This window comes from Arthrobacter sp. PTI12, from assembly GCF_056679915.1.
Genome location: NZ_CM155256.1, coordinates 166340 through 190359 on the forward strand (window position 1 = coordinate 166340; position 24020 = coordinate 190359).

General features: G+C 64.6%; 20 protein-coding genes. 7 read left to right on the plus strand and 13 right to left on the minus strand.

Going from position 1 to position 24020, the window contains the following annotated elements; translation table 11 throughout:
* Window positions 1–63 precede the first annotated feature (63 nt).
* Window positions 64–663: a DUF305 domain-containing protein gene (locus tag AC1MBU_RS00800; protein ID WP_479788171.1), complete on the plus strand. Its 600-nt coding sequence runs from the start codon at window positions 64–66 to the stop codon at window positions 661–663.
* 11 nt (window positions 664–674) lie between these two features.
* Here the strand turns inward: AC1MBU_RS00800 and AC1MBU_RS00805 are convergent, their stop codons facing one another.
* The gene (locus AC1MBU_RS00805) at window positions 675–2366 is read right to left on the minus strand and encodes a thiamine pyrophosphate-binding protein (RefSeq protein ID WP_479788172.1); all 1692 of its coding nucleotides are present in this window, start codon (window positions 2364–2366) and stop codon (window positions 675–677) included.
* Window positions 2367–2526: 160 nt separating this feature from the next.
* Between AC1MBU_RS00805 and AC1MBU_RS00810 the strand changes: the two genes are divergently transcribed.
* Window positions 2527–2823, plus strand: a complete 297-nt coding sequence (locus AC1MBU_RS00810) for a DUF4287 domain-containing protein (protein ID WP_479788173.1) — start codon at window positions 2527–2529, stop codon at window positions 2821–2823.
* A 1-nt stretch (window position 2824) separates the two neighbouring features.
* On the opposite strand, the gene AC1MBU_RS00815 is transcribed toward AC1MBU_RS00810, so the two are convergent.
* Genes AC1MBU_RS00815 through AC1MBU_RS00835 form a run of 5 tightly spaced genes read right to left on the minus strand, consistent with a single transcriptional unit; the run spans window position 2825 to window position 8674 of the window.
* Window positions 2825–4798, minus strand: coding sequence for a beta-galactosidase (locus AC1MBU_RS00815; protein ID WP_479788175.1), 1974 nt, complete (start codon window positions 4796–4798; stop codon window positions 2825–2827).
* A gap of 27 nt (window positions 4799–4825) precedes the next feature.
* Window positions 4826–5452, minus strand: coding sequence for a hypothetical protein (locus tag AC1MBU_RS00820; RefSeq protein ID WP_479788176.1), 627 nt, complete (start codon window positions 5450–5452; stop codon window positions 4826–4828).
* Window positions 5449–6354 (minus strand): carbohydrate ABC transporter permease, encoded by a 906-nt coding sequence (locus tag AC1MBU_RS00825; RefSeq protein WP_056545159.1) that lies wholly within the window; start codon window positions 6352–6354, stop codon window positions 5449–5451. Before AC1MBU_RS00825 ends, AC1MBU_RS00820 begins: the two co-directional genes overlap by 4 nt.
* Entirely contained in the window at window positions 6351–7337 is a 987-nt protein-coding gene (locus AC1MBU_RS00830; protein ID WP_056545161.1) for a carbohydrate ABC transporter permease, read from the minus strand. The genes AC1MBU_RS00825 and AC1MBU_RS00830 overlap by 4 nt, the downstream gene beginning before the upstream one ends.
* Window positions 7338–7375: 38 nt before the next feature.
* Window positions 7376–8674 (minus strand): ABC transporter substrate-binding protein, encoded by a 1299-nt coding sequence (locus tag AC1MBU_RS00835; RefSeq protein ID WP_471672375.1) that lies wholly within the window; start codon window positions 8672–8674, stop codon window positions 7376–7378.
* A 186-nt stretch (window positions 8675–8860) separates the two neighbouring features.
* On the opposite strand from AC1MBU_RS00835, the gene AC1MBU_RS00840 reads away from it, so the two are divergent.
* The 3 genes from AC1MBU_RS00840 to AC1MBU_RS00850 all read left to right on the plus strand — a co-directional run bounded on the left by AC1MBU_RS00840 (window position 8861) and on the right by AC1MBU_RS00850 (window position 11874).
* A complete protein-coding gene (locus AC1MBU_RS00840; RefSeq protein ID WP_479788179.1) occupies window positions 8861–9847 on the plus strand; it encodes an acetylxylan esterase in 987 nt (328 codons plus the stop codon).
* Window positions 9848–9940: 93 nt separating this feature from the next.
* Window positions 9941–11002, plus strand: a complete 1062-nt coding sequence (locus tag AC1MBU_RS00845; protein ID WP_471672377.1) for a hypothetical protein — start codon at window positions 9941–9943, stop codon at window positions 11000–11002.
* 101 nt (window positions 11003–11103) lie between these two features.
* On the plus strand, window positions 11104–11874 hold the full coding sequence (locus tag AC1MBU_RS00850) for an isocitrate lyase/PEP mutase family protein (protein ID WP_479788180.1): 771 nt from the start codon (window positions 11104–11106) through the stop codon (window positions 11872–11874).
* Window positions 11875–11986: 112 nt separating this feature from the next.
* Here the strand turns inward: AC1MBU_RS00850 and AC1MBU_RS00855 are convergent, their stop codons facing one another.
* The 7 genes from AC1MBU_RS00855 to AC1MBU_RS00885 all read right to left on the minus strand — a co-directional run bounded on the left by AC1MBU_RS00855 (window position 11987) and on the right by AC1MBU_RS00885 (window position 20563).
* Window positions 11987–14551, minus strand: coding sequence for a rhamnogalacturonan lyase (locus AC1MBU_RS00855; protein ID WP_479788181.1), 2565 nt, complete (start codon window positions 14549–14551; stop codon window positions 11987–11989).
* Window positions 14552–14755: 204 nt separating this feature from the next.
* Window positions 14756–15463, minus strand: a complete 708-nt coding sequence (locus tag AC1MBU_RS00860) for a hypothetical protein (RefSeq protein ID WP_479788183.1) — start codon at window positions 15461–15463, stop codon at window positions 14756–14758.
* Window positions 15464–15621: 158 nt separating this feature from the next.
* Window positions 15622–16764, minus strand: coding sequence for a ThuA domain-containing protein (locus AC1MBU_RS00865; protein ID WP_056545175.1), 1143 nt, complete (start codon window positions 16762–16764; stop codon window positions 15622–15624).
* Window positions 16765–16934: 170 nt separating this feature from the next.
* Window positions 16935–17885, minus strand: coding sequence for a family 43 glycosylhydrolase (locus AC1MBU_RS00870; protein ID WP_479788184.1), 951 nt, complete (start codon window positions 17883–17885; stop codon window positions 16935–16937).
* A complete protein-coding gene (locus tag AC1MBU_RS00875; RefSeq protein ID WP_479788186.1) occupies window positions 17882–18970 on the minus strand; it encodes a Gfo/Idh/MocA family protein in 1089 nt (362 codons plus the stop codon). Before AC1MBU_RS00875 ends, AC1MBU_RS00870 begins: the two co-directional genes overlap by 4 nt.
* A gap of 97 nt (window positions 18971–19067) precedes the next feature.
* Window positions 19068–19409, minus strand: coding sequence for an L-rhamnose mutarotase (locus AC1MBU_RS00880; protein WP_056545181.1), 342 nt, complete (start codon window positions 19407–19409; stop codon window positions 19068–19070).
* A 155-nt stretch (window positions 19410–19564) separates the two neighbouring features.
* Window positions 19565–20563, minus strand: a complete 999-nt coding sequence (locus tag AC1MBU_RS00885) for a LacI family DNA-binding transcriptional regulator (protein ID WP_479788188.1) — start codon at window positions 20561–20563, stop codon at window positions 19565–19567.
* Window positions 20564–20814: 251 nt separating this feature from the next.
* Between AC1MBU_RS00885 and rhaI the strand changes: the two genes are divergently transcribed.
* Both rhaI and AC1MBU_RS00895 read left to right on the plus strand, forming a co-directional pair.
* Entirely contained in the window at window positions 20815–21981 is a 1167-nt protein-coding gene (rhaI, locus tag AC1MBU_RS00890; RefSeq protein WP_346027655.1) for an L-rhamnose isomerase, read from the plus strand.
* Between the two features lie 2 nt (window positions 21982–21983).
* Entirely contained in the window at window positions 21984–24020 is a 2037-nt protein-coding gene (locus tag AC1MBU_RS00895) for a bifunctional aldolase/short-chain dehydrogenase (protein WP_479788189.1), read from the plus strand.

Here is a 24020-nt window from a genome sequence, read left to right on the forward strand (position 1 = left end):
AGCCGGTAAGCGCGGCCCTACCCGGCGGCGCCGGCTCCGATGCGATGCTGAAGGAGGAGTCCAATGTCGAGCACGGAGAAGAAGCAGTCCAACGAACAGAGGCAGGACGAGCGGAAATCCCACCAGATGCGAAACATGTACCTGCGGTTCGGCGCTATGATCCTGACCGCCATGGTGGTGATGTACTTTGTCATGTTCATCGGCTCCTGGGAATGGAGCCATATCCGCTTCAGCGAGAGCCGGGTGTTCATGACACTCGCCATGGGCGGCACGATGGGGTTGATCATGCTCGGCTGGATGTTGAACATGTACAAGAACACAAAGGCGAACGTGGCCGTGGTGGTGGTCAGCCTCCTGCTGCTGGGCGGCGGCGCTTTCCTCGACCGCAGCCAGACCACCGTGGATGATCAGGACTTCATGAGCGCGATGATCCCGCACCACTCGCTGGCCATCACCCGGTCCGAACGCGCCGAACTGGCCGACGTGCGGGTGTGCCAGCTCGCCGTCGAGATCAGCGAGGCCCAGCGGCGGGAAATTAGCGAGATGGACTGGCTGATCGAGGATATCGAGGAGAACGGCATAGCGGAAACACTGGAGGAGGCACAAGCCCGGCCGGTGCCTGACTATGAAGCTTCCGCCTTACGCGACTGCGCAGGGCAGTAGCCGGACGCGGCTTACTTCTTGATCGCCACCGACTCCGCCATGAATTCGGCAACCACCTCCTGGGAGATGGCGACGTCGAGGACGAACACACCGTCGTCGTTGGTTGCCAGCCAGGTCTTCAGTTCGGCGAGGTCGGCGAGGGTGCGCGCCTTGGAGCCCTTGGCACCGAGCGCGCGCCCGACGGCGGCGAAATCCACTTCGTCGATGAGCATCGCCTGGTTGTGCAGGCCCTTGGCAGCGTACTGGTGGAGTTCGGCGCCGTACGCGGAGTCGTTGAGCACAATCAGTACGCCCCGACGGGTGGCACGGAGGAAGGTCTCGAAGTCGGCCAGGCCCATGAGGCCGCCGCCGTCGCCGCTGACCAGGACGGTGGTGCGCTCCGGGCGCGCCACCGACACACCCGCGGCAGAGCCGAACCCCATGCCGATGGACTGGAAGGCGGTGCCCACCAGGATCATGGCGTGGGGATCGGGCACAGACAGATACATGGGCGCCCAGCCGATGAAGTGCCCGCCGTCCATGACGACTGAGCGCTCGGCCGGGAGGATGTCCTCGAGCGCGGCGACGACCGCCCGGGGGTTGAGCCGCCCATCGGGACCGAACTCGACGGGATCCTCGATGGGATGGGAGGACCGGAACTCCGCCTCGGCGACCTCGGGAATCTCCTGGCGCCAGGTGCTTGCGGGCGGTGCAACCCGTTCCAGGAGGCCCTCAACGAACGGGCGGATATGGGAGCGGATGTAATCGACAACGATGGGGTGATTTTCGTCGGGCTCGTTGTCCACGCGGATGATCCGGGTTCCCTCCGGAAACAGGGTTCCATACCGGGTCTGGAAAATGTTCATGCTGGCCCCGACCACCAGCACGACGTCCGCCCTGCGCGCCACTTCGAGGCGGTGGCGGCGGGTGAAGCCTCCGGCGACGCCGAGGTCCCACTCGCTGTCGAAGGCGTTGATCGCCATGACCGAGGTCATGAAGAGGGCGCCGAGCCGGTCACCGACCTCCTTGAGCGGCGCCGCGGCGTCCGCGAGGACCACCCCGCGGCCGGCGACCACCATCGGACGCTTCGCCGAGGCAAGCAGTTCGGCCACCCGGTCAAGGTCCGACTCTTCCGGCGGCCACACTGCCTTGCCGGGCAGCGGCTCAAGCGGTTCGGGTTCGGTGAGCGGTGCCGTCGCGAGGTCATACGGGATGGCGACGATGACGGGCTGCACCGTCTGTAGCGCGAGGTCGAAGGCGCGGTGCGTGGTCTCGGTAGCGTTGCTTGGTCGGGCAACGAGGGTGGTGACCCCGACCGCTTCTGCAGCCATCGTCTGGTCGATGTCGAAGTTACGCTGGCCGGCCGCCGGTGCGTCCCCGACCACCAAAACGAGCGGGATGCGGGCGATACGTGCCTCGGCCAGGGTCGTATAGGCATTCGTGAAGCCGGCGCCGTACGTGGTGGTTGCCGCAGCCACCCCACCCGTTGCCCGGTGATACGCGTCAGCCATGGCAACGGTTGCGGATTCATGCCGGGCGGAGGTGAACGGGAAGCCGCGCCTCGTGAGCCGACTGATCAGATGTGCGTTGCCATTGCCCATGAGCCCAAACAGGTGACCGGCCCGCTCCGCCACCGCGTCGGCCACAGCTGCCGAAACGTGGCCCTCGTCGGGAAGCATCGGGGTATCGCCGGTCGGCTGGTCCTGGGTACTGGCGGTCGTCATGGTTTAAGTCCACTCCTTCGTGTGCGTCCTCACTAGGTTAGGTGCTCCCGGGTAGTGCTCCCGCATCGCGGCTAGCCCGCCACAGCGCAAGGGACCTTGCCTTAGGCTCAGGAAGTTCAGTCCCGACAACCCGGCCTACAAAAGCCAGTAAGGAAACCGCATGTCGTTCCAGGCTTACCTCGACGCTATTGAAGACAAGACCGGCAGAACTCCACGTGAGCTGGTTGAGCAGGCGAAGGAGCGCGGTTTTGATAGCCCTGCCGTCAAAGCGGGGGAAATAGTGGACTGGCTGAAGGCGGACTACGGCCTGGGCCGCGGGCATGCCATGGCGCTGGTCCACGTCATCAAGAAAGGTCCGCAGATCAGCGAAAAGCACGTCGGTTCCGACGGCACGCATCGGGACGAATCGGCTGAGCTGTGGTTGGACGGGAAAGCGACCAGGCCCGCGGGCGGATGACCTACCCCCGGCGCACCAGCGCGTACCCGAACGACTCCAGATGCACCTTGTCCACGGCCTCCCCCGTGAGCAGGTCCACACCGGACACCTCGATTGCGACGGCGTCAGTACCGTGGTTAATCAGTGTCACCACGTCACCGCGCTGCGCTGCTTCCACCAGCTCCGGCAGCCCTCCAAGCACAGGAACGACGCCGGCACCTGCGAACACGTGCGCACTCACCAGGCGGGCGCCGTCGTCGTCGGGCACTGTTGCGAGGTAGTAGGCGCTGCCGGCGCCGGTCTTGCGACCAGTGAAGGCCGGCAGGCCCTCGGTACGCCCGCCGCTGAAAGATGCGAGCACCTCCGCGTCGACGGCGGCAATCTCCTCCGCGAGGTACAGGCCGTCGAAGGCTTCGGAGCCGAAGGCGATGGGGGCAGTGCGCTGACCCGGTCCGGCGGCGGAAGGGGGCACCAGGGCCCCGAATTCCTCCAGCGTGACACCGAGCAACGGGCCCAATTGGGTGAGGAACCCGCCCTCGCGGAAACGGTCGTGCTCGTCGACGACGTCGCTGAACGCGGTGACCAGCAGGTGCCCGCCGCCCTCAACGAAGCTCGTGAGATTCGCGGCGCCGTCGGTTCTCAGCAGGTACAGCTGGGGTGCAACGACGACGGCGTACTGCCCAAGCTCCGACGTCGGCTGCACGAAGTCGATCTGCACGTGTTGACGATGGATGGCGTTGTACCAGCGCTGAACGCACTCCACGTAATCGAGGACAACCGGGTGGTCCGGGTTCTCGATGGCCCACCAGTTCTCCCAGTCGAAGACGATGGCCACGCGGGCATCCTTCGAGCCGGCGGGTAGCGCGGGCAGGGACGCAAGCTCCTCGCCCAGCTGGACGACCTCGCGCCAGGTACGGGTGGACGTGCCGGCGTGCGGCAGCATCGCTGAGTGGAACTTCTCGGCGCCCGCACGGGACTGCCGCCACTGGAAGAACAGGATGCCGTCCGCGCCGCGGCCGACGCTCTGCATGGACAACGCCTGCATCTGCCCGGGCGCCTTGGGTGCGTTGGTGGGCCGCCAGTTCAGCGCATTCGTGGACTGCTCCATGAGCAGCCATGGGGTGTCCGGTTTGAAGGAGCGGATCAGGTCCCGTTGAAAGGCACCTGCACGGAAGCTCTCGGGCTCGTTCGGGTCCGGATAGCAGTCGTCGGAGATGACGTCCATCTCCGACGCCCACTCCCAGTAGTTGGCGGGCTTGAAGGCACCCATGAAGTTCGTGGTGACGGGTTGCGTTGCTCCGGCGGCGCGGATGATGTCCCGCTCCATCGTGTAGCACTCGAGCAGCATGTCCGAGGTGAACCGGCGGAAATCGAGCAACTGACCGGGGTTGTGGCTGTAGGGGGCTTTGCGCGGCGGGAAGATGTGGTCGAAGGTCTCGTAGTGCTGCGCCCAGAACCAGGTGCCCCAGGCAGCGTTCAACTCGTCGAGCGTGCCGTACTTCCGCTCGAGCCAGACGCGGAAGGCATCGCGCGCGGAGTCGGAGTAGTCCAGGTTGAGGTGGCAGCCGTACTCGTTGTTGACGTGCCACAGCACCACCGCCGGGTGGTCCACGTACCGCTCGGCGAGGCGCTGCACCAGGGCCGAGGCAAGACGACGGTACGACGGCGACGACGGCGCGTAGTGCTGCCGGCTTCCGTGCCAGTACGGTGCGCCGTTCTCGTCTGCGGCAAGGATGTCCGGATAGGCAACGGTCATCCACGGTGGGGGCGACGCCGTCGCAGTAGCAAGGTCAACGGCAATCCCACCCTCATGCAGCAGATTGATAACCCGGTCAAGCCACTCGAAGTCGTAGACGTCCTCCGCAGGCTGAATCCGCGACCACGCGAAGATCCCGAGGCTCACCATGGTGACCCCGGCCTCACGCATCCGCTCGACATCTTCCGGCCAGACTGACTCAGGCCACTGCTCGGGGTTGTAATCGCCGCCGTAGTGCACGGTGTTCCTTTCGGGAGTGTTGAGGATCTAGCGCTTGCGCTCGCGTTCCTTCACAACGAGCACAGCAAAAACAAGGCAGCCCATCCCGGGCACAATCAGCGGCGGCAACTGCCAGGTCACGATGACGGTCAGCGCCAGTGCGACAAGCAGCGGGACAATCGCGCCCGGGTCCGAGCCGAAAGCCTGCACCCCATCCCGCACTGCCTGCCGCCAGCCCTTCTCGGGCGTCCAGCGGACCGCCGACTGCAGCAGCGTCAGCGCGAACGCGGCCAGTGCCACGAGCCCGACGACGAATACCGCCTGCCAGCCGGGCAGCACCTGGGTGCCGGCGAGCAGGAGGTTGAAGAGCAGGACCAGGGCGAGCGCCGTCGTCGTCAATCCCACCACCCAGCCGGTGCGGAGTGCGGACAGGAAGTCCGACCACCACTGGCCGAGCGTGGAACGCTCGGCCAGCAGATAGCGGTGGAGGTGCCGGCTGGAGGCTGCGATCGCCGCCGGCAGCGTGACCAGCAGCAGGCCGCCGGCGACCGTGAGGATACCTATCCACAGCACTTCCGCGAACAGTGCAAACTTCCCCTCGGCACCCGGCCACTTGAGCTGGGTGCCGTCTGGTTGGGGTCGTTCACGCCGTTTGCGGACGCTGCGGGGTGTCATCCCTTCAGGCCCTGGGTGGCAACGCCGTCAACGAGGAACCGCTGGAAGATCACGAAGAACAGCATGACCGGCAGCAGTGCCAGCACCGCGATCGCCACCGTGGCGCCGTAGTCGGAACCACTGGTTTGGTCATTGAACACCCGCAGTGCCAGCGGCAGCGGGTAGTTGTCCGGCGAATTCAGGTACAGCAGCGGGCCGAGGAAATCATTCCAGCTCCAGATGAACGCGAAGATCGAGGAGGTGATCAGCGCCGGCTTGATCAGCGGAATGGTGATGGACCAGAAGATGCGCCAGTGGCCGCAGCCGTCAATGCGCGCTGCCTCGTCGAGTTCCTTGGGCAGGTTACGGATGAACTGGACCATAAGGAACACGAAGAACGCTTCAGTGGCCAGGAACTTGCCGACCAGGAGGGGGAAGAACGTGTCAATCATCCCGAGGTTACGGAAGATCATGTACTGGGGAATGATCAGCACGTGGAACGGGAGCAGGAGGGTGCCGATCATCATGGTGAAGAACAGCGGGCGGCCCTTGAAGTCCAGGCGGGCGAACGCGTAGGCGGCCATGGATGAGGAGATGACGGTGCCGATCACCGCGCCGATGCCGAGGATGGTGGAGTTCCAGAAGAACTTCCAGGTGGGAATACCGGCAACGCCCTCCATGACCTTGAAGAAGTTATCGAAGGTAGGGTTCTGGGGCAGGAAGCTGTTGTTCGCACCGAACTCGGCGCTCGGTTTGAACGAAGCCGAGATCATCCACAGGAGCGGATAGAGCACGACGGCGGTCAGCAGCACGATGCCGATGATCCAGGCCACCGTTGCTGCGGTCTTCCGCCGGGGCTGGCGTCGCTTCCGGTTTGCCTCGACCGGTGGAAGTGCGGTCGGATTGGTTTCGATCGTGGTCACTTTGTGTCACCTCCGTAGTGCACCCAGCTCTTGGAGGTGCGGAAAAGGATAAACGCGAGGATGCCTACGGCGATCAGGAGCACCCACGCCATTGCCGAGGCATAGCCCATCTGATTGTTCGTGAAGGCGCGGGTGTAGAGGTAAACGGTATAGAAGTTGGTGGCGCCGGCAGGTCCGCCGGTTCCTGAACCGATGATGTAGGCGGACGCGAAGATCTGGAATGCGCCGATCATTTCGAGCAGCAGGTTGAAGAAGATCACCGGAGAGAGCATCGGTAGGGTGACGCTGAGGAACTTGCGCCATGCCTTCGCGCCGTCCACTGACGCCGCTTCATACAGCTCGGTGGGTATCTGCTTCAGGCCCGCCAGGAAGATGACCATCGGGGCTCCGAACTGCCAGACCGCGAGGAGGATCATCATCGGCATGATCAGGGCCGGGACACCCACCCAGCCGCCGAGGTTGATGCCGAAGAGGCTCAGGCCGCTGTCCACCGGGCCGTCCGCGGAGAACATTGCCCGCCACACGATGGCGATGCTGACCGATGCGCCAATGAGGCTCGGTGCATAGAACGCCGAGCGGAAGAACGCGGTGCCCTTGGTCTTGTAGTTCAGCAGCATAGCCACACCGAGTGCGGCGGCCAGCTTGATGGGTGTGCCGACAAGGACGTAGATCATGGTGATCTGGACCGAGCCCCAGAAGACGGTGTCGCCGGCCATCCGTTCGAAGTTGCCCAGGCCGGTCCACTCGGGGGCTGTGAAGAGGTTGTAGTCCGTGAATGCGAGGTACAGCGAGTACAGCATCGGGCCCAGAGTAAGCGCGAAAAGCCCAAGCAACCATGGGGAGAGGAAAAGGTACCCCGCGACGTTCTCCCTGTTGCCTTTGCGTCGGGGCTGCCCACCCGTCCGGCGGTTGCCCGCCGGACGGGTGCCGGGTTCGGCGGTAGTGCGGGTGTGTGTTGGCGCGTGCGCCGATCCCGTGGTCATAGCCTGCTCCTAATAGCGGTGATAGCTAAGGTCGGTGTTCAGCTGCCGAGCGTAACGGCAGCCTCGTCGAAGAACTGCTGGGCGGCCTCTTCAGGAGTGATGGCGTCCAGTCCGATCGAGGTACCGAGTGTCAGGAAGGTGTTCTCCAGTGCGCCGTAACCCACGATCGGAGCTGCAGGCGGCTCGCCGATGCGGTCAGACACCGAATCCAGGTACTCCTTGACCTCAAGCTCGGGGCCTTCGAGCGCGGCACCTTCGAGAGCGGTTTCCGAAGCCGGAACGCCCAGGGAAGCGCCGAAGATCTCGCCGACCTCGGGGCTGTTGATCAGGAAGTCAACGAGAGCCACTGCAGCTTCAGGGTGCTCGGTCTGAGCGCCAACCGCGTGCAGCATGGAGGGCTTCTGGTAGAGGTCCTTCACGGAAGGATCGCTGGTGGGCGGTGCGAGGATGGTCAAGTCCTCAGCACCGGTGTCGCCAAGGTAGCCACCCATGAAGTTGGACCAGGTCATCTCGCTGGCGGTCAGATTTGCGCCGAAACCGGACTTCGGGGCCACTTCCTCCAGCTTGCGGCCGGGGATCACTGCATCGCTTTCGCGCAGATCGGATGCGCTGGCCCAGAACTCAGCGAGTTCCTCCTGGGTGAAGTTCAGTTGGCCGTCCTCAGTGAAAAGTTCGCGACCTTCCTGCCGGAGCTGCAGCTCGAAGTTCTGGATGCGGCCGGTGTAGTCGGTACCGCCCCAGATTTCGTCGCCGGCTTCGCTCACGCTGGCCATGTACGCCTCGTAGTCTTCCCACGAGGTGCCGCCTTCGTAGCCCTCGACGCCGGCCTGCTCGATCAGCGCAGGGTTCTCGAAGAGCGACCAGGCGTTGTAGCCGGTGGGCACAGCGAGGGTCTGATCCTCGAGCTTGCCGGTTGCCAGGAGGGTTTCGTCGATGGTGTCGGTGGTCAGCCCGTTGCCGACGTACTCGGTGAGATCCATCAGCAGCCCGTTCTGTCCGTACTGGCGCAGGTAGCTGTAGTCGAACTGCATGACGTCCGGCAGCCCGCCGCCCGCTGCTTCGGTCTGGCGCTTCTCCCAGTAGGCGGGGAAGTCCATGAAGGTTCCGTTGACGTCAATGTTCGGGTTCTGCTCCTCGAACAGAGCGATGGCCTCGTTGTAACGCTCGGCGCGGTCCTCATTGCCCCACCAGGTGAAGTTGAGGGTGACTTCCTCGTTCGGATCGGGGGTGCCGCCGGCCTCGCCGCCGCCGTTGCCGCCGCACGCGGTCAGCATGAGAGCTGCTGCCATGGTGAGCGCTACGCCGGACCCGGCGCGTCGTGAAAGTTTATTGAACATCTTTGTCCTCCTGGGAACGGCTCAGATTTGAGGTGAAGCTCTTTGGGCCGCTGGTACAGTGGTGCACATCACGGGAAAGCGCTCTCCATCGAGAGTAAATTGAATCGTCTCAATGCGCAAGGCCTACTCCTAGAATAATGTGAGCTGTGATACTTCCGAGACATAATGAGCGAAGGAATTCTTCAGATGCCGCAGTTTGACCTCCCCCTCCGCGAGCTCGAGCAGTACGCACCGGATCGCACTGAACCCGCAGACTTTGACGCGTTCTGGGAGAAGACCCTCGCGGAGACGGCGGCCTTCTCACTCGATGCCCGTTTCGACAAGGTTGACGCCGGTTACTCCGAACTGGTCACTGAGGATGTCACCTTCGCCGGCTACGGCGGGCACGCCATCAAGGGATGGATGCTCCGGCCGCGCTCGGCCTCCGGTCCGCTGCCCACCGTCGTCACCTACATCGGTTATGGCGGCGGCAGGAGTCTGCTCGGTGAGTGGACTGCCATCCCAAGCACCGGCGTCGCGCATTTTGTTATGGATCTTCGCGGACAGGGCGCCGGGCACCGCAGTGGAGACACTCCCGACCCCGGTGTGAGCGGGCCCCACTTCGGCGGGCACCTGACGCTCGGTATTGAATCCCCCGAGACGTATTACTACCGGCGGCTGTTCACCGATGCGGTGCGCGCGGTCGAAGCGGCGCAGGCGCACCCGTTCGTTGATCCTTCGCGGGTGCTGATCTCCGGCGGGAGCCAGGGCGGGGCGATTGCATTGGCCTCCGCCGCCCTGTCCCCCACCTTCCTGGAGCATGCACCGCTGGGCGCGATCGTGGACGTGCCGTTCCTTTCCCACGTCCGGCGCGCAACGGAGATCGTCAACACTGCTCCGTACAGCGAGCTGGTGCGCTATCTCGGCATCCAGCGCGGGCGCGAGGAGGAAGTCTTCACCACTCTGGGTTACTTCGACGGCGTCAACTTCGCCGCCCGCGCCACCATGCCGGCGCTCTTCTCGGTAGGACTGCTCGACGACGTCTGCCCGCCGTCCTGCGTCTACGCCGCCTACAACTCCTACGCCGGGCCGAAGTCCATGAACGTTTTCCCCTACAACGGGCATGAGAACGGCGGCGCGGTCCAGGCCGCTGAGCACATCCGGTTTCAGCGCGAGGTGTTCGCCTCGGCCTGACCCCCTGGGAAGTTTTGCGCAGATACGGCGGATTCGGATGCGCTCCAGCTCGCCGAAGCTGCACGAAACTTCCGAAACGTGGATCATTGAGCGGTGCCTGATACTCCCCCGCCGCAGCCCGGAGATGTTCCTGAGCTGACGCTCGGCGTCGTCCTACCCCCCTCGCTTGACCCGGCTTCGCTTCAGGATCTGACTGATGCGCTGCCGCGCCTGCTCCGTGAGTCCTACCCGGGAGTCGCGTGGCGCGTGTCGATGGTGGTCGAAACCCTCGACGGACGCGCGCCGTCGGAGCTGCTGGAAACGGCGCGCGACCGGCTGCTGGACGAAGACTGGGATCTCGCCGTCGTCGTCAGTGATCTGGCGCTCCGCAGCGGGCGGAAGCCGGTGCTCACCCAAATCAGCCCTGTCCACAGGGTGGGGCTGGTGGCGCTGCCGGCGCTCCGTGCGGTGGGCCGCAGGGAATCCATGACGACGGCGGTGGCCCGGCTGGTGGGCCCGCTGGCCGGCTGGGACGACGACGACGAAGCGGAAGACCGCGCCCGCCGCGCACGCGAGATGGCTGACGACCTCCCAGATCATGCGGACGAAAACCCGCTCCAGTTCACCGGCCGGGTGGTCGCTGGCAACGCCCGCGTGCTGCTCGGGCTGATCCTCGCGAATAGGCCGTGGCGGCTTGCGGTTACCCTGTCCCGTGCGCTGACGGCTGCGGCGGCCGCCGGCGTGGTGACCCTCGCGACGAGCGACCTCTGGCTGCTGGCCACCGCCTACGGTCCGCTTCGTCTGATCCTGCTGACCGTGCTCGCGGTCGGTGCCGTCACGCTCACCCTGATGATCGGCGCGGACCTATGGGAGCGTCCACGCCGGAGGGTCGAGCGGGAGCAGGTCACCCTGTTCAATCTGGCGACGACGGCGACCGTAGTGATCGGTGTGGTGACCTTCTTCGGGGCCCTCTTTGTCCTGTCTTTCCTGGCAGCGGTGCTGCTGGTCGACGCGGGAGTGTTCGCCGCCGTCGTCGGTGAGTCTGTGGGACTGGCGGAGTACGCGCAGCTGAGCCTGCTCACCGCAGCCCTGGCGACCGTGGGCGGAGCGCTGGGCGCGGGGCTGGAGAGCGACGACGTAGTCCGGGCCGCTGCGTTCACCCGTAACGACGTCTGACGGTGCCAAGGTTCACTTCGGCATCTCACGCACCGCAAGCCATCGCGCTCTTTGGCTACCGCCAACAGTGAGGGCGCGGCCGCTCAAGTAGAGTCACCATCATGACAACCTCTGAGAAGGCCAGTTCGCTGAAGGCCCTGCACGAAGCCCCCGAAATTCTCCGTGTCGTCAACGTCTGGGACGCCATTAGCACCCGAGCCGTTGCTGACCTGCCCGGAACGCGCGCGATCGCTACCGCCGGGCACTCGATCGCGGCAAGTCACGGATTTGCGGATGGCACCATGCCTTTCGATCTTGCGCTGTCTGCCTTGGCTCGGATCGTGCAAGCGACTGACCTGCCTGTCACCGCCGATCTGGACGCGGGTTTCGGAGACCCAGGCGAGTCGGTCCGCCAAGCGATCGGAGTCGGCGTCGTCGGCGCGAACGTTGAGGACCGGCTGGTTCCGCTGGCCGAGGCAGTCGCGAACGTGGAGGCCATCGTGCGGGTTGCGGAGCAGGAAGGTATAGCTTTCCAGCTGAATGCCCGCACAGACGCGATTGTGCGCGGCGGTGATCGCCCCCTTTCGGACAGCCTCGACGATGCGATGGAGCGGGGCAAAGCCTTCCTCGACGCCGGCGCGAGCCTCGTGTTTGTACCGGGTGTCCTGGATCAGGAGTCGACAGAACGTCTCGTCGCCGGTCTCGGAGAGCGCAAGCTCAGCGTCATCGGCCTGCCGGGGGCGCTGCCGGCGGGCGAGTACGAGTCACTGGGCGTAGCCAGAATCTCCTACGGACCGCTCACGCAACGCGTGGCCTTGCGGGCGCTGCAGGATATCGCGGCGGATCTCTATGCGAACGGGGTCATTCCGACGGACACTCCCGCGCTCAACTGAAGAAACGGCGGGAGACTACCGTTGGAGAACGGAAGTCTTGCGCAGATAAGGCGGGTTCAGCTGCGCTGAACCCGCCTTATCTGCCCGAAAGTTCCGGGAACCTGGCCCTGGCTTACCTCACCATTCCAAGCACCGTCTGCACCCCGTTCTCAAGAACGGCGCGAGCCGAATCTGAAACGACGTCGGGCTTCTTGCCCTGGTTCAGAAACTTCTCGAAGCGATCCATTGCCTTCCCGACGTTGGCCGTGTTGCCCTGCTCGACACCCTCCTGCGCCTGGGCCAGCGAGGCCTGGAGCTGCTTCGCGACCGGTCCCGCAACATCCCCGCTCTCGATGAACGACTCAAGCGTGGCCTGCAGGTACCCGATGAGACCCGGAGTCCAGGCATCCGGCACGGGAACATTCGCGAAGTCCATGTCCGAGGCGAAGTAGTAGCTCGTGTAGGAGGGCTGGTTGTAGGTGGTGTTCTGGCGCGCAACCTCCGCCCGGTACTGGGGATCATGCATGGGAGTGGTGAGCTTGTGGCCGGTGACCTCGGTGCTGAGGAACACGCGGATTGCGGAGCTGTCGGCCGTGCGGACAAACAGTTCCTCACGCCAGTCACCGAAAGCATCCGCCACAAGCGCCGGGTTGCCCTTGGTGCCGTTGTTGGTCAGGGTGCCCTCCGCGTTCAGCAGCGTTCCGCGGGTCCAATCGTCAATGGTGGGTGATCCGTCGCCGGAACGGTTGACGAGCTGCGTGGTCATGTCCGCGGCCCACTTGATGCTCATATTGGTACCAGGGGTGCGGGCTCCCAGCTGCTCGCCGTCGGAGCTCAGCAGGCCCGAGCCATCACTGCCACCCGGCATACTCGCCCAGACCTCAATGCCATCGACATCGGAACGCACGTCACCGATCATGCCGCGGCCGGTGTCTTTGCCGGAGTACGCACCGAACAGCACTTCGCCCGTTGCGGCGTCACGCATGGCGGAACCGTACGGGGCGAACCGTCCGCCCTCATGGACCGTCCAGATCTCCTGACCGGGGCGGTTCGGGTCGATGTTCGTCACGTGCATCGCGTCTCCGTGACCGAGGCCGGCCGCGGCACCCGGCGTTGCACTGCCTTCCGGCATGGTGTCGAACGAGCTGTAGAGGAGGGAGCCGTCGTCGTCGATTGTTGCTGAGCCGTAGACGATCTCCTGCTTGCCGTCGCCGTCCACATCCGCGGCGCTGAGCGAGTGGAAGCCCTGCGTGGTGATGGAACCGAACTCGGGGTCGGTGCCGAGGCGGCCGTGCGGGCCGTCATTGAACGGGTTTGTCATCGGCGTCCAGCCGCTGTCCACGTTCCAGACCTTGGAAAGGTTCGTGCCGTCCCAGTTGTAGGCGGCGATGGTGGAGCGGGTGTAGTAGCCGCGGGCGAAAATGGCTGACGGGCGTTGGCCATCCAGGTAGGCGACGCCCGCGAGGAAGCGGTCCACACGGTTGCCCGGCTCAATACGGGACATAGCGTAATCGCCCCACATGAGACCGTCGTCGTGCCGGCCCGGCTCGTAGTCCACTGTCTGAAGCTCGTCTCCAGTGGCGCCGTCGAACACGGTCAGGTATTCAGGGCCGCTGAGGATGAAGCCCTCGAAGGCGCGGAGGTTGTTCCTGCCGCTGCGGCTGGGCGCGTAGACATCCATGAAGTAGTCCGCCATGGCGCGCGCATCCGCGTCGGAGAGCGGGTACTCGTAGCGCTGTTCGATGCCGAACGCTTCCTCGAGTGTGGCGGGCCAGTTGCCCGCGACCACCTCGGGGTGCTCGTGCCAGGTGGCGAACATGTCCACGACGTGCTCGTAGTAGTCGGCCGCGCTCTTCCGGTAATCGTCGGTGTTGCTGTAACCGGCGGCGATGTCATCGGCCGGCATCGTGATGTACTCAGGCTCGCCGGCTACACCGTCCGTGTACTGCGTGACTGAGGTGCCCGGCGCCGTCTTCATCATCATCTCGGTGCGGCCATCGCCGTCGAAGTCGTAGACCATGAACTGCGTGTAATGGGCGCCGGAGCGGATGTTGACACCGAGGTCGATGCGATGGAGCAGCGTTCCGTCCATGGTGTACGTGTCGATGTAGGTGTTGCCGGTGTACCCGACCTGCGAGACATCCTTCGAATTCGAGGGATCCCACTTGACTACGTACTCGTAGTCGCCGTCGCCGTCCGCGTCGCCAAGGCTCATGTCATTCGCGGAGTAGGTGTAGCTTTCACCGGCGGGGGTTACGCCGTCGGCCGGCTTCTGCAACGGGATATCGGTGTAGCCCTGTGCCCAGGGGTCCACTTCTTCACTGCGCTGCAGTTCCACACCGCCGACGACGGCGGCAACCTGATAGGTGGCCCCTTCCGTCGCGTCGGGGTCAAGGTAGTTGGTGCTGTCGGTGACCGTGGCGATCTTCTCGCCGTTGCGGTAGACGGCGAAGTCCGCGCCGGTCTGGCCGGTTCCATTGGCACCGGTGACCTCCGTGGCGAGAAGACGCCAGCTGAGAAAGGTTCCCTCGGAGGTTGCTGCCGCAACGAGGCCGCGGTCGAGGTGTTCGAGCTGGATGCCTACCTGGGCATCGGGGGCCGGAGCTGCAGCGGCTGGAACGCCGCCACCTCCGGCGATCAGGGCTGCACTGAGTGCGAGCGTTGTGGGTACGGGGATGACGCGAAGGCGCGGGTTCATCTTTGAATCCTTTCAACGGAAAGCGCTTTCTCAACGCTAGGTGAAGGTTCGCGACCGGTCAAGGTTTTTCCAAGGTCGATGTGCTGAGGCTCCCGTTCGCCGGGCGGCAATCTGGTTTCAATCCGCTGACGGCCCGAAATTCGACCGGACCTGCGTCCCGCATCCGTGTGCTTACGAGCGGATTAGCTCCGCGTGGTTAGGCGACTACTCCTCTGGCTCTTCGGGCTCCCGGAACTCCAACGGGACCGCGTCGGGGTCACCATCCGGAGCCAAGAAAAGGTGTACGTGCGAGCCGCCTGACTCTACGGCGAGGGTATCGAGCTGCGCTGCCCCGGCTTGCCATAGGCGCACGGCCGCGTCATGTTGCTCAGCCACCGTGACGGTGAGCGCTACCCGCTCCTCCGCGGGCGCTATCAGCAACTGCTCATAGTGAGCCGCCGTCGACAGGAGCAACTGCGCGGCGCCGATGAAGGCCTCCCGCGCAACCGTCTGTTCAGATGTTCCTTCGTCGACGGTTTCCAATGCAGACACGGCAAGGGCCAGCTCGTGGTTCCACCGGTCCACGTCACTGACACTGGCTGGGGCCGGACCCTCGCCCTCCTGCACCGGTACAGCGGCAGCGAGTTCCTGCAGCACCTGCGCCATCCGTCCCTGGGCTTCTTCGGCTGCTTCGGCCAGATCGGCATTGAGCTCAGCCCTTTCGCGCTCCTGCCCCGCGGCCAACTGTTCAGCTATCGCTTCGATGGAACCGGCTTCGGGCGAAGCGGCTTCAGAAGGACCGGCTTCAGAAGGACCGGCACCCCCTGCGGCAAGTGCAACGGTGAGCACAACGGTAACGGCTATCAGCACCGAGGCCGCGGCGGCGACGGTAAGGACCCGCGCCTTGCGGGAGCGACGGAGTGAATTTCTCAAGAGGATCGATGACCTTCCGACGTTGAATGAGCGACGTGCGGCCAGAACTGGTTGCGCGGCTATGCTGCGCAACCAGTTCCGGCCATGCTGCGTGAGGATAATCGGCGATGCCGCCGAACTGGCGCGTTACGCAGCGGCCAGCGCGGCGGAAGCCGGGGTTACTTCAACTCGCTCTGCCAAACCTGCAGGTCCTGCACCTTGCCGAGCAGCAAGCTGTGGGCGTCTGAGCCACGGTTGACGTGCGCCCGAACCTGGGCGGCAGCCGCGTTGAGCTTCTCCGCAGCATCGTCATGCGAACCGGCCTCGGCGAGTGCCCGCGCCTTATCCAGCTGCTTTCCAATCTGGGTTGCCGCCTTCGATGAAATAGCTCCTTCAGCGAGCAGGTCCGCCGTCGTTGTTTCGACCTCATTCCAGGTGACACAGTCACCGCCGCCGTTCACCGCTCCGGCTGACCAGGCAATGCCGCCCAGCAGGTGCTCGAGGAAGACCGGGTCAACGTACGATGCCTCAGTGTGACCGCCACCGGTGTACCAGGAGCGGGCGGACTCAAAGTTATGGCACCAGGACAGCGGGTGGTCGGAACCCATGGCGTTACCGCCCGGGTTGTACGTGGTTTCGTCGAGGTTGGTGAGGACACGGACGGCATCGCGGGGGCTCTGGTTGAAGTTGTACCACTCGTCGAAGCGCGTCCAGGTTCCTGACAGGTGCTCGGTCGAAGGATGAGTGCCGTCTTCCACTACCTGAACGGCTGTTTGCTGGGCAGGATGGCTGACAAACCGCGCACCCCCGCCGGTGAGTTCGCTGTACCAGGGAACGGTGTGCATGGAATCCGTTGCCGCATGGACGCCGGCAAAGCCACCGCCGGAGCGGATGTAACCCTGGAACGCCTCCAGTTCACCCTCGTCGAGCAGCGTCGGTGTCGCAGGGTTGAGGCTGTTGGTGCCATCGACGGTGGAAACGAAGACGATGGTCTCGTACTTTGCAAGGTCCGATGCGCTGGTGAACGGTGTGCTTGGCAGCGTGCGGTCAGGCTGCCCCTGGTTTCTCGGCGAGGTTGGCGGATCCCAGACGTCGACGCTGAAACCGTTCGCGTCGCCGAGGGCCATAATCGCCGTAGTCGCCTCATCGATGCTGCTGTGACGAAAGCCCGTGGTTTTGCCGACAACGAGGACGTCGTAGTCCTCAGTCACCTCGGTCTGGACCGGCGCGGACTCGGCTTGCGCCGGAGCCGTTGCCAGGGCCGGCACAACGAGTGCCGCTCCAAGTATTCCGAGGGCTGCCTTACTGGTGTATCGCTTCATTGCGCTCCTTTGTTGTGACTGTGCCCTAAGTCGCCGAAACACTGGGGACGGGCACCAGGATCAGCTGCCGGTTCAACACCTACCTCACCATGAACGGCGTCGGAGATTGTTGATTCGAACAACTTAATGCCAGTAAATCGCCTGTTACGCCGGAAAGCTACCCTCTGGCGCTATTTGTCCCGCATATTTCTTTCCGGCATGCGTCGGCCCAACGCAATTACCGGCGCATCACGGTCACACAGCAGCACGCCGGCCGCAACCCACAGCCGCGCCCGATGCACCTCCGACCGGCGCAGCGCGCCAGCCTGCAGTTCGACGTCGTTGCTTCCGTCCCATTCCGGGTGGGTGAAATAGAACGCAACGGCTTCAACACCGCAAACAACGACGTCGGCATGCCTGCCTACCTGCCTATCCTCCGGATGCACGCCGGCCGAATCGAGGATCAAGCCCTGCACCGACCAGGAAAGACCGTCATCCGAACGGTAGACGCGCTGGCCGCGCCACTCGTCCACGATCATCCAGAAGAACCCGCCCAGCTCGAAGACGTTCGGGCCCTCATGGGGCGCACCACCGATGACCTGCCCTTCGACGGACCAGTTGTCCCAGTCGGGACTGACAGCGGCGTAGGTAGTAGATGCTTCCGCCTCTTCCTTGTACCAGAGGCGCAGGAGACCGTCGGCGGTCCGGGCGATGGCCGCATCGATCACGTAGTTCGAACTCAGCTCAAGGAAGCCCCGGTGCTTCCAGTGCTCGAGGTCGTCGCCGACCAGATGCACAATGCGCCGCTCATGGCCGGCCCAGGTGGAAGGCACGCCCCTGATCCACGTGAGGTACATGTGGTAGCGGGTTCCGTCCCACGCGACCTCGGGCGCCCAGTGGGTGTTCGGGCCGGGCTCCCCAGCCGGGTCGAGACCGTCGACCACACCGCGGTAGAGCCAGCGCGCGCCGTCGTCGGATACGGCCGTGCCAATCCGGCTGCCGTGCACCCACTCGACGCCCGCGCCCGAATCGGCGGGGCGCCGCTGGGTGTAAAACATCCACCACTGTCCGGTCTGCTCGTTGCGGATGACCGACGGATCAGTCGGCCCGCCGAGCGGATCGGCGAGCAGCGGTGCGCTCACCGACCGGGACGCAGATCCGTTACGGGAGCGCGCATGCTCCCGCGAAAGTCTGGCGCAGCGAGTTCCCCGCGGGTTACGGGAGCACCCCGCCCGGCCGATGCGTAGAGGGCAGCAACAATCTCGATAGCACGTGCAGGATCAGCGGCGACCGGCGGGACATCGGCCCCGGCAAGAAGTGATTCGTAGACCTCGGACAAGAGCACATCGTGCCCGCTCGGCACCTCATTCGACGGCAGCGCCCACGACGCCGCCCGTTCCGCACTGATGTGGCGGGCCGGCGTCAGCTTCCAGCTCGCGTGGTTGTGGCCATAGAGGTGCTCGAGCTCGATGGTGGCGTGCTCCGTGTCGATGCGGATCAGGCTCGACTCCCGCGGCGCGAGCACAGTGCTCAGAACCGACGCGATGGCGCCATTCTCGAAGACGACGACGCCGCACGAGGTGTCCTCGGTCTCCAACTCCCGGTCAAGCCGGAACAGCTGGCCGGACACCGAGCTCCACTCGCCGAGCAGGTAGGCGAGCAAGTCGATCTGGTGAATGCCGTGGCTCAGCGTGGTGCCGCCACCCTCGGTCTCCCACGTTCCGCGCCACGGCACGTCGAAGTACTCGGGACCGCGGTACCAGTGTGTATGGCAGACGGCGGTTAGCGGCCTCCCGAGTTCACCCGACCGCAGCAGGTTCCGGATATGAGCGGCGGCCGTGCCGGTTCGCTGCTGGAAGACGACGGCGAGCTTCCGGTTCGCGGCCACCGCGTCCGACTGCATGGCGTCCACCTCTGCGAGGGAGAGCGCAGGCGGCTTTTCGGCGATGACGTGAGCACCGGCGTCGAACGCTGCTTTTGTCTGTTCCGCATGTCCCGCCGGCGGAGTGCAAATATGCACGACGTCGACAGCCTCCTTGGCCAACAGCTCCTCCAGGGTGCCGTACCCGGCTGCGATTCCGTGCCGGGCGTTGAAGTCACGGACCCGCTCCTCGCTGGGGTCGGCTGAAGCAACCGCAGTGACGCCGTCGATCGCGGCAAGCGCCTCGGCATGGAGGTGCGCCACGGCGCCGGTGCCGAGGATGGCAGCGCGGAGGATGCGGGTCATTGGAGGGACCTTTCGAGTCAGGATCGCCGGTGCGTGGCACGTTCGTGGGGTCTTCCCGGCGAACCTGCCATTTTCCGGCTACTTTGCGGGCTGATGATCATTCGGCGTGGGCGTCGAGCTGGTCCTCGAGGTGAAAGACCTCCTCGATCCGCACAAATCCTTCGTCCGGCCGGCCGTCGAGCTCCACGAAGAACTCGCCCATCTCGGCCTGCCAGCGGGCATTGACGTCGGTCTCGGCCATAGCGCTCTGGGCTGCGGCGAGGTCATCCGACTCGACGTACCCGATCAGGAGGCCATCCGGCCGGAGGAAGAGCGAGTAGTTGTTCCAGCCGGTGTCCTTGAGGGCGCGGAGCATGTCCGGCCAGACGGCGGCATGGCGCTCCTTGTACTCCTCAAGGCGGTCGGGCTTCACCTGCAACTGGAAGCAGACGCGTTCCATAGTTCTCCTCGTCGAGCGGGTATGAATCGTTTCATGGATGCTACCACTGCGACTTGCCAAGGAGCTCGCCTGCCCGCAACTGTTGCGCACCTACGGTGACTCAAACCGGCGTCGGACTCGCCGGAGCTGCACAAAAGTTCCCGAAGGAGGAAGGGCTAGAGGGTGCTCCCCCGGCTGACCAGCTCGGGCTGGAAGATGACCTGCCGGCTTTCGGGTGAGGTCCGGTCAATCGCTTCAAGCAACAGTTCGACGGCGGTGCGCCCCATCAGCTCCGTTGGCCGCCGCACTGTGGACAGCGGAACAACCGCAGACTGGGCGAAATCGATGTCGTCGTAGCCGATCAGCGCGAGGTCCTCCGGAATCCGCAACCCGCGGATAAGCAGCACAGCCTGCATCACGCCGATGGCCAGCAGATCGTTGGCGCAAAAAATGCCGTCCGGCAGGCCTTCCCTGCCGCGCTCCGCAAGGAGTTCACCGGCTGCACGCCCCGCCAGCACGGTCATTGCGGCGGCTTCCACTACCTCGAGCTCGGCATCCGGGTACTCCTCCACAGCCTGCTGCGCTCCGGCCAGACGGTCTGCCACCTGTTGGATGTCGGTGGACGCTCCGATGAACGCGATGCGCCGCCGCCCGCGCGAGAGCATGTGCTTCACCGCCATGTAACCGCCGGCGACATCATCCACTGACACTGAACTGATCCGGCGCTGCGGGTCCACCCGGTCCACCAAAACCACGGGCACGCCGTGGGCGCGCAGCTGTTCGAGCCGGGAATCGACGTTACCTACCGGCGAAATCAGGACACCCTTGACCCGCTGCTGCTCGAACACATCGAGATAGCGGCTTTCGCGGCCGGCGTCATGCCCACTGTCCCCGAGCAGCACGGTGCTGTCCGACTCCGCCGCCCGGTCTTCGGCGGCGCGCGCCAGCGAAGAGAAGAACGGATTACTGACGTCGAGGACGATGAGCCCAATGGTGCGGCTGAGCCCGGCACGGAGCTGGCGAGCGGCATCATTGCGCACGAAGCCCAGTTCCGAGATGACGCTGAGCACCCGCTCACGGGTCTTTTCAGCTACGCGGTCCGGGTTGTTGAGCACGTTCGATACTGTGCCCACGGCAACCTGCGCCTGGTCGGCAACGTCTTTGATACTGACCATCCGGGCAGACCCTCGATTCCTGGAAGTGACGGGCTGTAGACAAGCGGTGGACGAAAATGTGCACTCTTCACGAGAATGCTTGACACCACTCATCGCCAAGGATACCTTTGAAACGTACTAATGAATCGATTCAATATCTGATTCATCTCCTGACCGTCACCGCCGCCTCCTTCAGGCCTAGTGAAAAGTCAGTGCAAAACAACGACGATGCGCGCGGGCTTGCAGCCGGCAGCTGTAAATGGAGAGAAGTAATGGTTGACCTGAGCCGCATAACGCCAACCCTGGAGAACCTCGCTATTGAGGTGCCGTCCTGGGCTTACGGCAATTCCGGAACCCGCTTCAAGGTATTTCAGACTCCCGGCACTCCGCGCACTGTGCAGGAGAAGATCGCCGACGCCGCCAAGGTTAACGAGCTGACCGGCCTTGCGCCCTCCGTTGCCTTGCACATTCCCTGGGACAAGGTGGAAAATTACGGCGCGCTTTCTGACTTTGCGCAGGGCCTCGGCATCACGCTGGGCACCATCAACAGCAACACGTTCCAGGATGACATCTACAAGTTCGGGTCCCTGACCCACAGCGACGCCGCCGTCCGCAACAAGGCCCTCGACCACATGTACGAGTGCATCGACGTCATGAACGTCACCGGTTCACAGGACCTGAAGATCTGGCTGGCTGACGGCACCAACTACCCCGGCCAGGGCGACATGCGCTCACGCCAGGACTGGCTGCATGATTCCCTGCAAAAGGTTTACGAGCGCCTCGGTGATGACCAGCGCATGGTTCTCGAGTACAAGTTCTTCGAACCGGCTTTCTACCACACCGACGTCCCTGACTGGGGAACTTCCTACGCCCACACCCTGGCCCTCGGTGAGAAGGCCATGGTCTGCCTCGACACGGGCCACCACGCTCCCGGCACCAACATCGAGTTCATCGTGGCGCAGCTGATCCGCCTCGGAAAGCTCGGATCCTTCGACTTCAACTCGCGCTTCTACGCGGATGATGACCTGATCGTGGGGGCAGCGGATCCGTTCCAGCTGTTCCGCATCATGTACGAGGTGGCTCGCGGCGGCGCCCTCGACCCGGCTGCCAACGTGGCGCTGATGCTGGACCAGTGCCACAACCTCGAAGAGAAGATCCCCGGCCAGATCCGCTCTGTCCTCAATGTGCAGGAGATGACGGCCCGTGCGCTGCTCGTTGACCGGGAGTCGTTGACCAAGGCGCAGGAAGCAGGCGACGTCCTCGGCGCGCATGCACTGTTCATGGACGCCTTCTACACCGACGTCCGTCCGGCACTCGCCCAGTGGCGTGAATCCCGCGGACTTCCCGCGGACCCCATGGCTGCCTACGCGGCCAGCGGCTACCAGGAAATCATCAACGCTGACCGTGAGGGCGGACAGCAGGCAGGATGGGGCGCGTAACCATGACTAACCAAACCGTTCAGGACCTCATCAACCGCTCCAACCGGCTCGGTGCGGACAAACGCAACACGAACTACGCCGGCGGCAACACCTCCGCCAAGGGCAGCGATACCGACCCCGTCACCGGCGAGAACGTTGAGCTGTTGTGGGTAAAGGGCTCCGGTGGTGACCTCGGCACCCTCAAGGAACAGGGCCTGGCGGTGCTCCGCCTCGACCGTCTCCGTGCCCTGACCAACGTCTACCCTGGCCTTGACCGTGAGGACGAGATGGTCGCGGCGTTCGATTACACCCTGCACGGCAAGGGCGGCGCGGCACCTTCCATCGATACCGCCATGCACGGCCTCGTCGACGCCGCACACGTTGACCACCTGCACCCGGACTCAGGCATCGCGATCGCCACGGCGGTCGACGGCGAAGCACTCACCGAAAAGATCTTCGGCGACAAGGTGGTGTGGGTGCCCTGGCGGCGTCCGGGCTTCCAGCTCGGCCTGGACATCGCCGCGATCAAGGCCGAAAACCCGCAGGCCGTCGGCACCATCCTTGGCGGGCACGGCATCACCGCGTGGGGCGAAACCTCCGACGAGGCCGAGAACAATTCACTGTGGATGATCGAAACCGCCGAGCGCTACATTACCGAGAACGGAAACCCAAAGGCGCTCGGTGAGCCCCTCGACGGCTACGCCGCGCTCTCGCCTGAGGCGCGCCGCGCGAAGGCCGCCGCCATCGCCCCGGTGATCCGTGGCCTGGCCTCCACCGACCGCGCGCAGGTGGGGCACTTCACTGACGACGACGCCGTTCTGGACTTTTTGAGCGCAGCTGAACATCCCCGCCTGGCGGCGCTGGGCACCTCCTGCCCGGACCACTTCCTGCGCACCAAGGTCAAACCGCTGGTGCTGGACCTGCCCGCGGATGCCTCCGTCGAGGAGTCCGTGATACGCCTGAAGGAACTTCACCAGGAGTACCGCGCGGACTACCAGGGGTACTACGAGCGCCACGCCGACGCCGATTCACCGGCCATGCGCGGAGCCGACCCGGCCATCGTCCTGATTCCCGGCGTCGGAATGTTCTCCTACGGTGCCAACAAGCAGACCGCCCGCGTGGCCGGTGAGTTCTACATCAACGCCATCAACGTGATGCGCGGCGCGGAGGCCATTTCCACCTACGCCCCGATCGATGAGTCCGAGAAGTTCCGCATCGAGTACTGGGCGCTGGAAGAGGCCAAGCTCGCCCGGATGCCCAAGCCGAAGTCCCACGCCACCCGCATCGCACTGGTCACCGGCGCCGCCTCGGGCATCGGCAAGGCCATCGCCACCCGCCTCGCAGCGGAGGGCGCGTGCGTGGTCATCGCCGACCTGAACCTCGAAAACGCCGAGAAGGTCGCCGAGGAACTTGGCGGGCCGGACGTCGCCATCGGCATCCAGGCCGACGTCACCAATCCCGAGCAGGTCCAGGAAGCAATCAACGCCGCAGTCCTGGCCTTCGGCGGACTGGACCTTGTGGTCAACAACGCCGGGCTTTCGATCTCCAAGCCGCTGCTGGAGACCTCCGAGAAAGACTGGGACCTGCAGCACAACGTGATGGCCAAGGGATCGTTCCTGGTCTCGAAGGCCGCCGCCAAGGTGCTCATCGACCAGGAGATGGGCGGGGACATCATCTACATATCCTCCAAGAACTCTATCTTCGCCGGGCCGAACAACATCGCGTATTCAGCGACCAAAGCCGACCAGGCCCATCAGGTGCGTCTGCTGGCCGCTGAACTCGGCGAGTACGGTGTCCGCGTCAACGGCATCAACCCCGACGGCGTGGTCCGCGGCTCTGGTATCTTCGCCGGTGGCTGGGGAGCCAAACGCGCCGCCGTCTACGGTGTGGACGAAGAAAAGCTCGGCGAGTACTACGCCCAGCGGACCCTCCTCAAGCGCGAGGTGCTGCCCGAGAACGTGGCGAACGCCGCCGCGGTCCTCACCTCCGCCGAACTGTCCCACACCACCGGGCTGCACGTTCCGGTCGATGCCGGCGTAGCCGCCGCCTTCCTCCGGTAA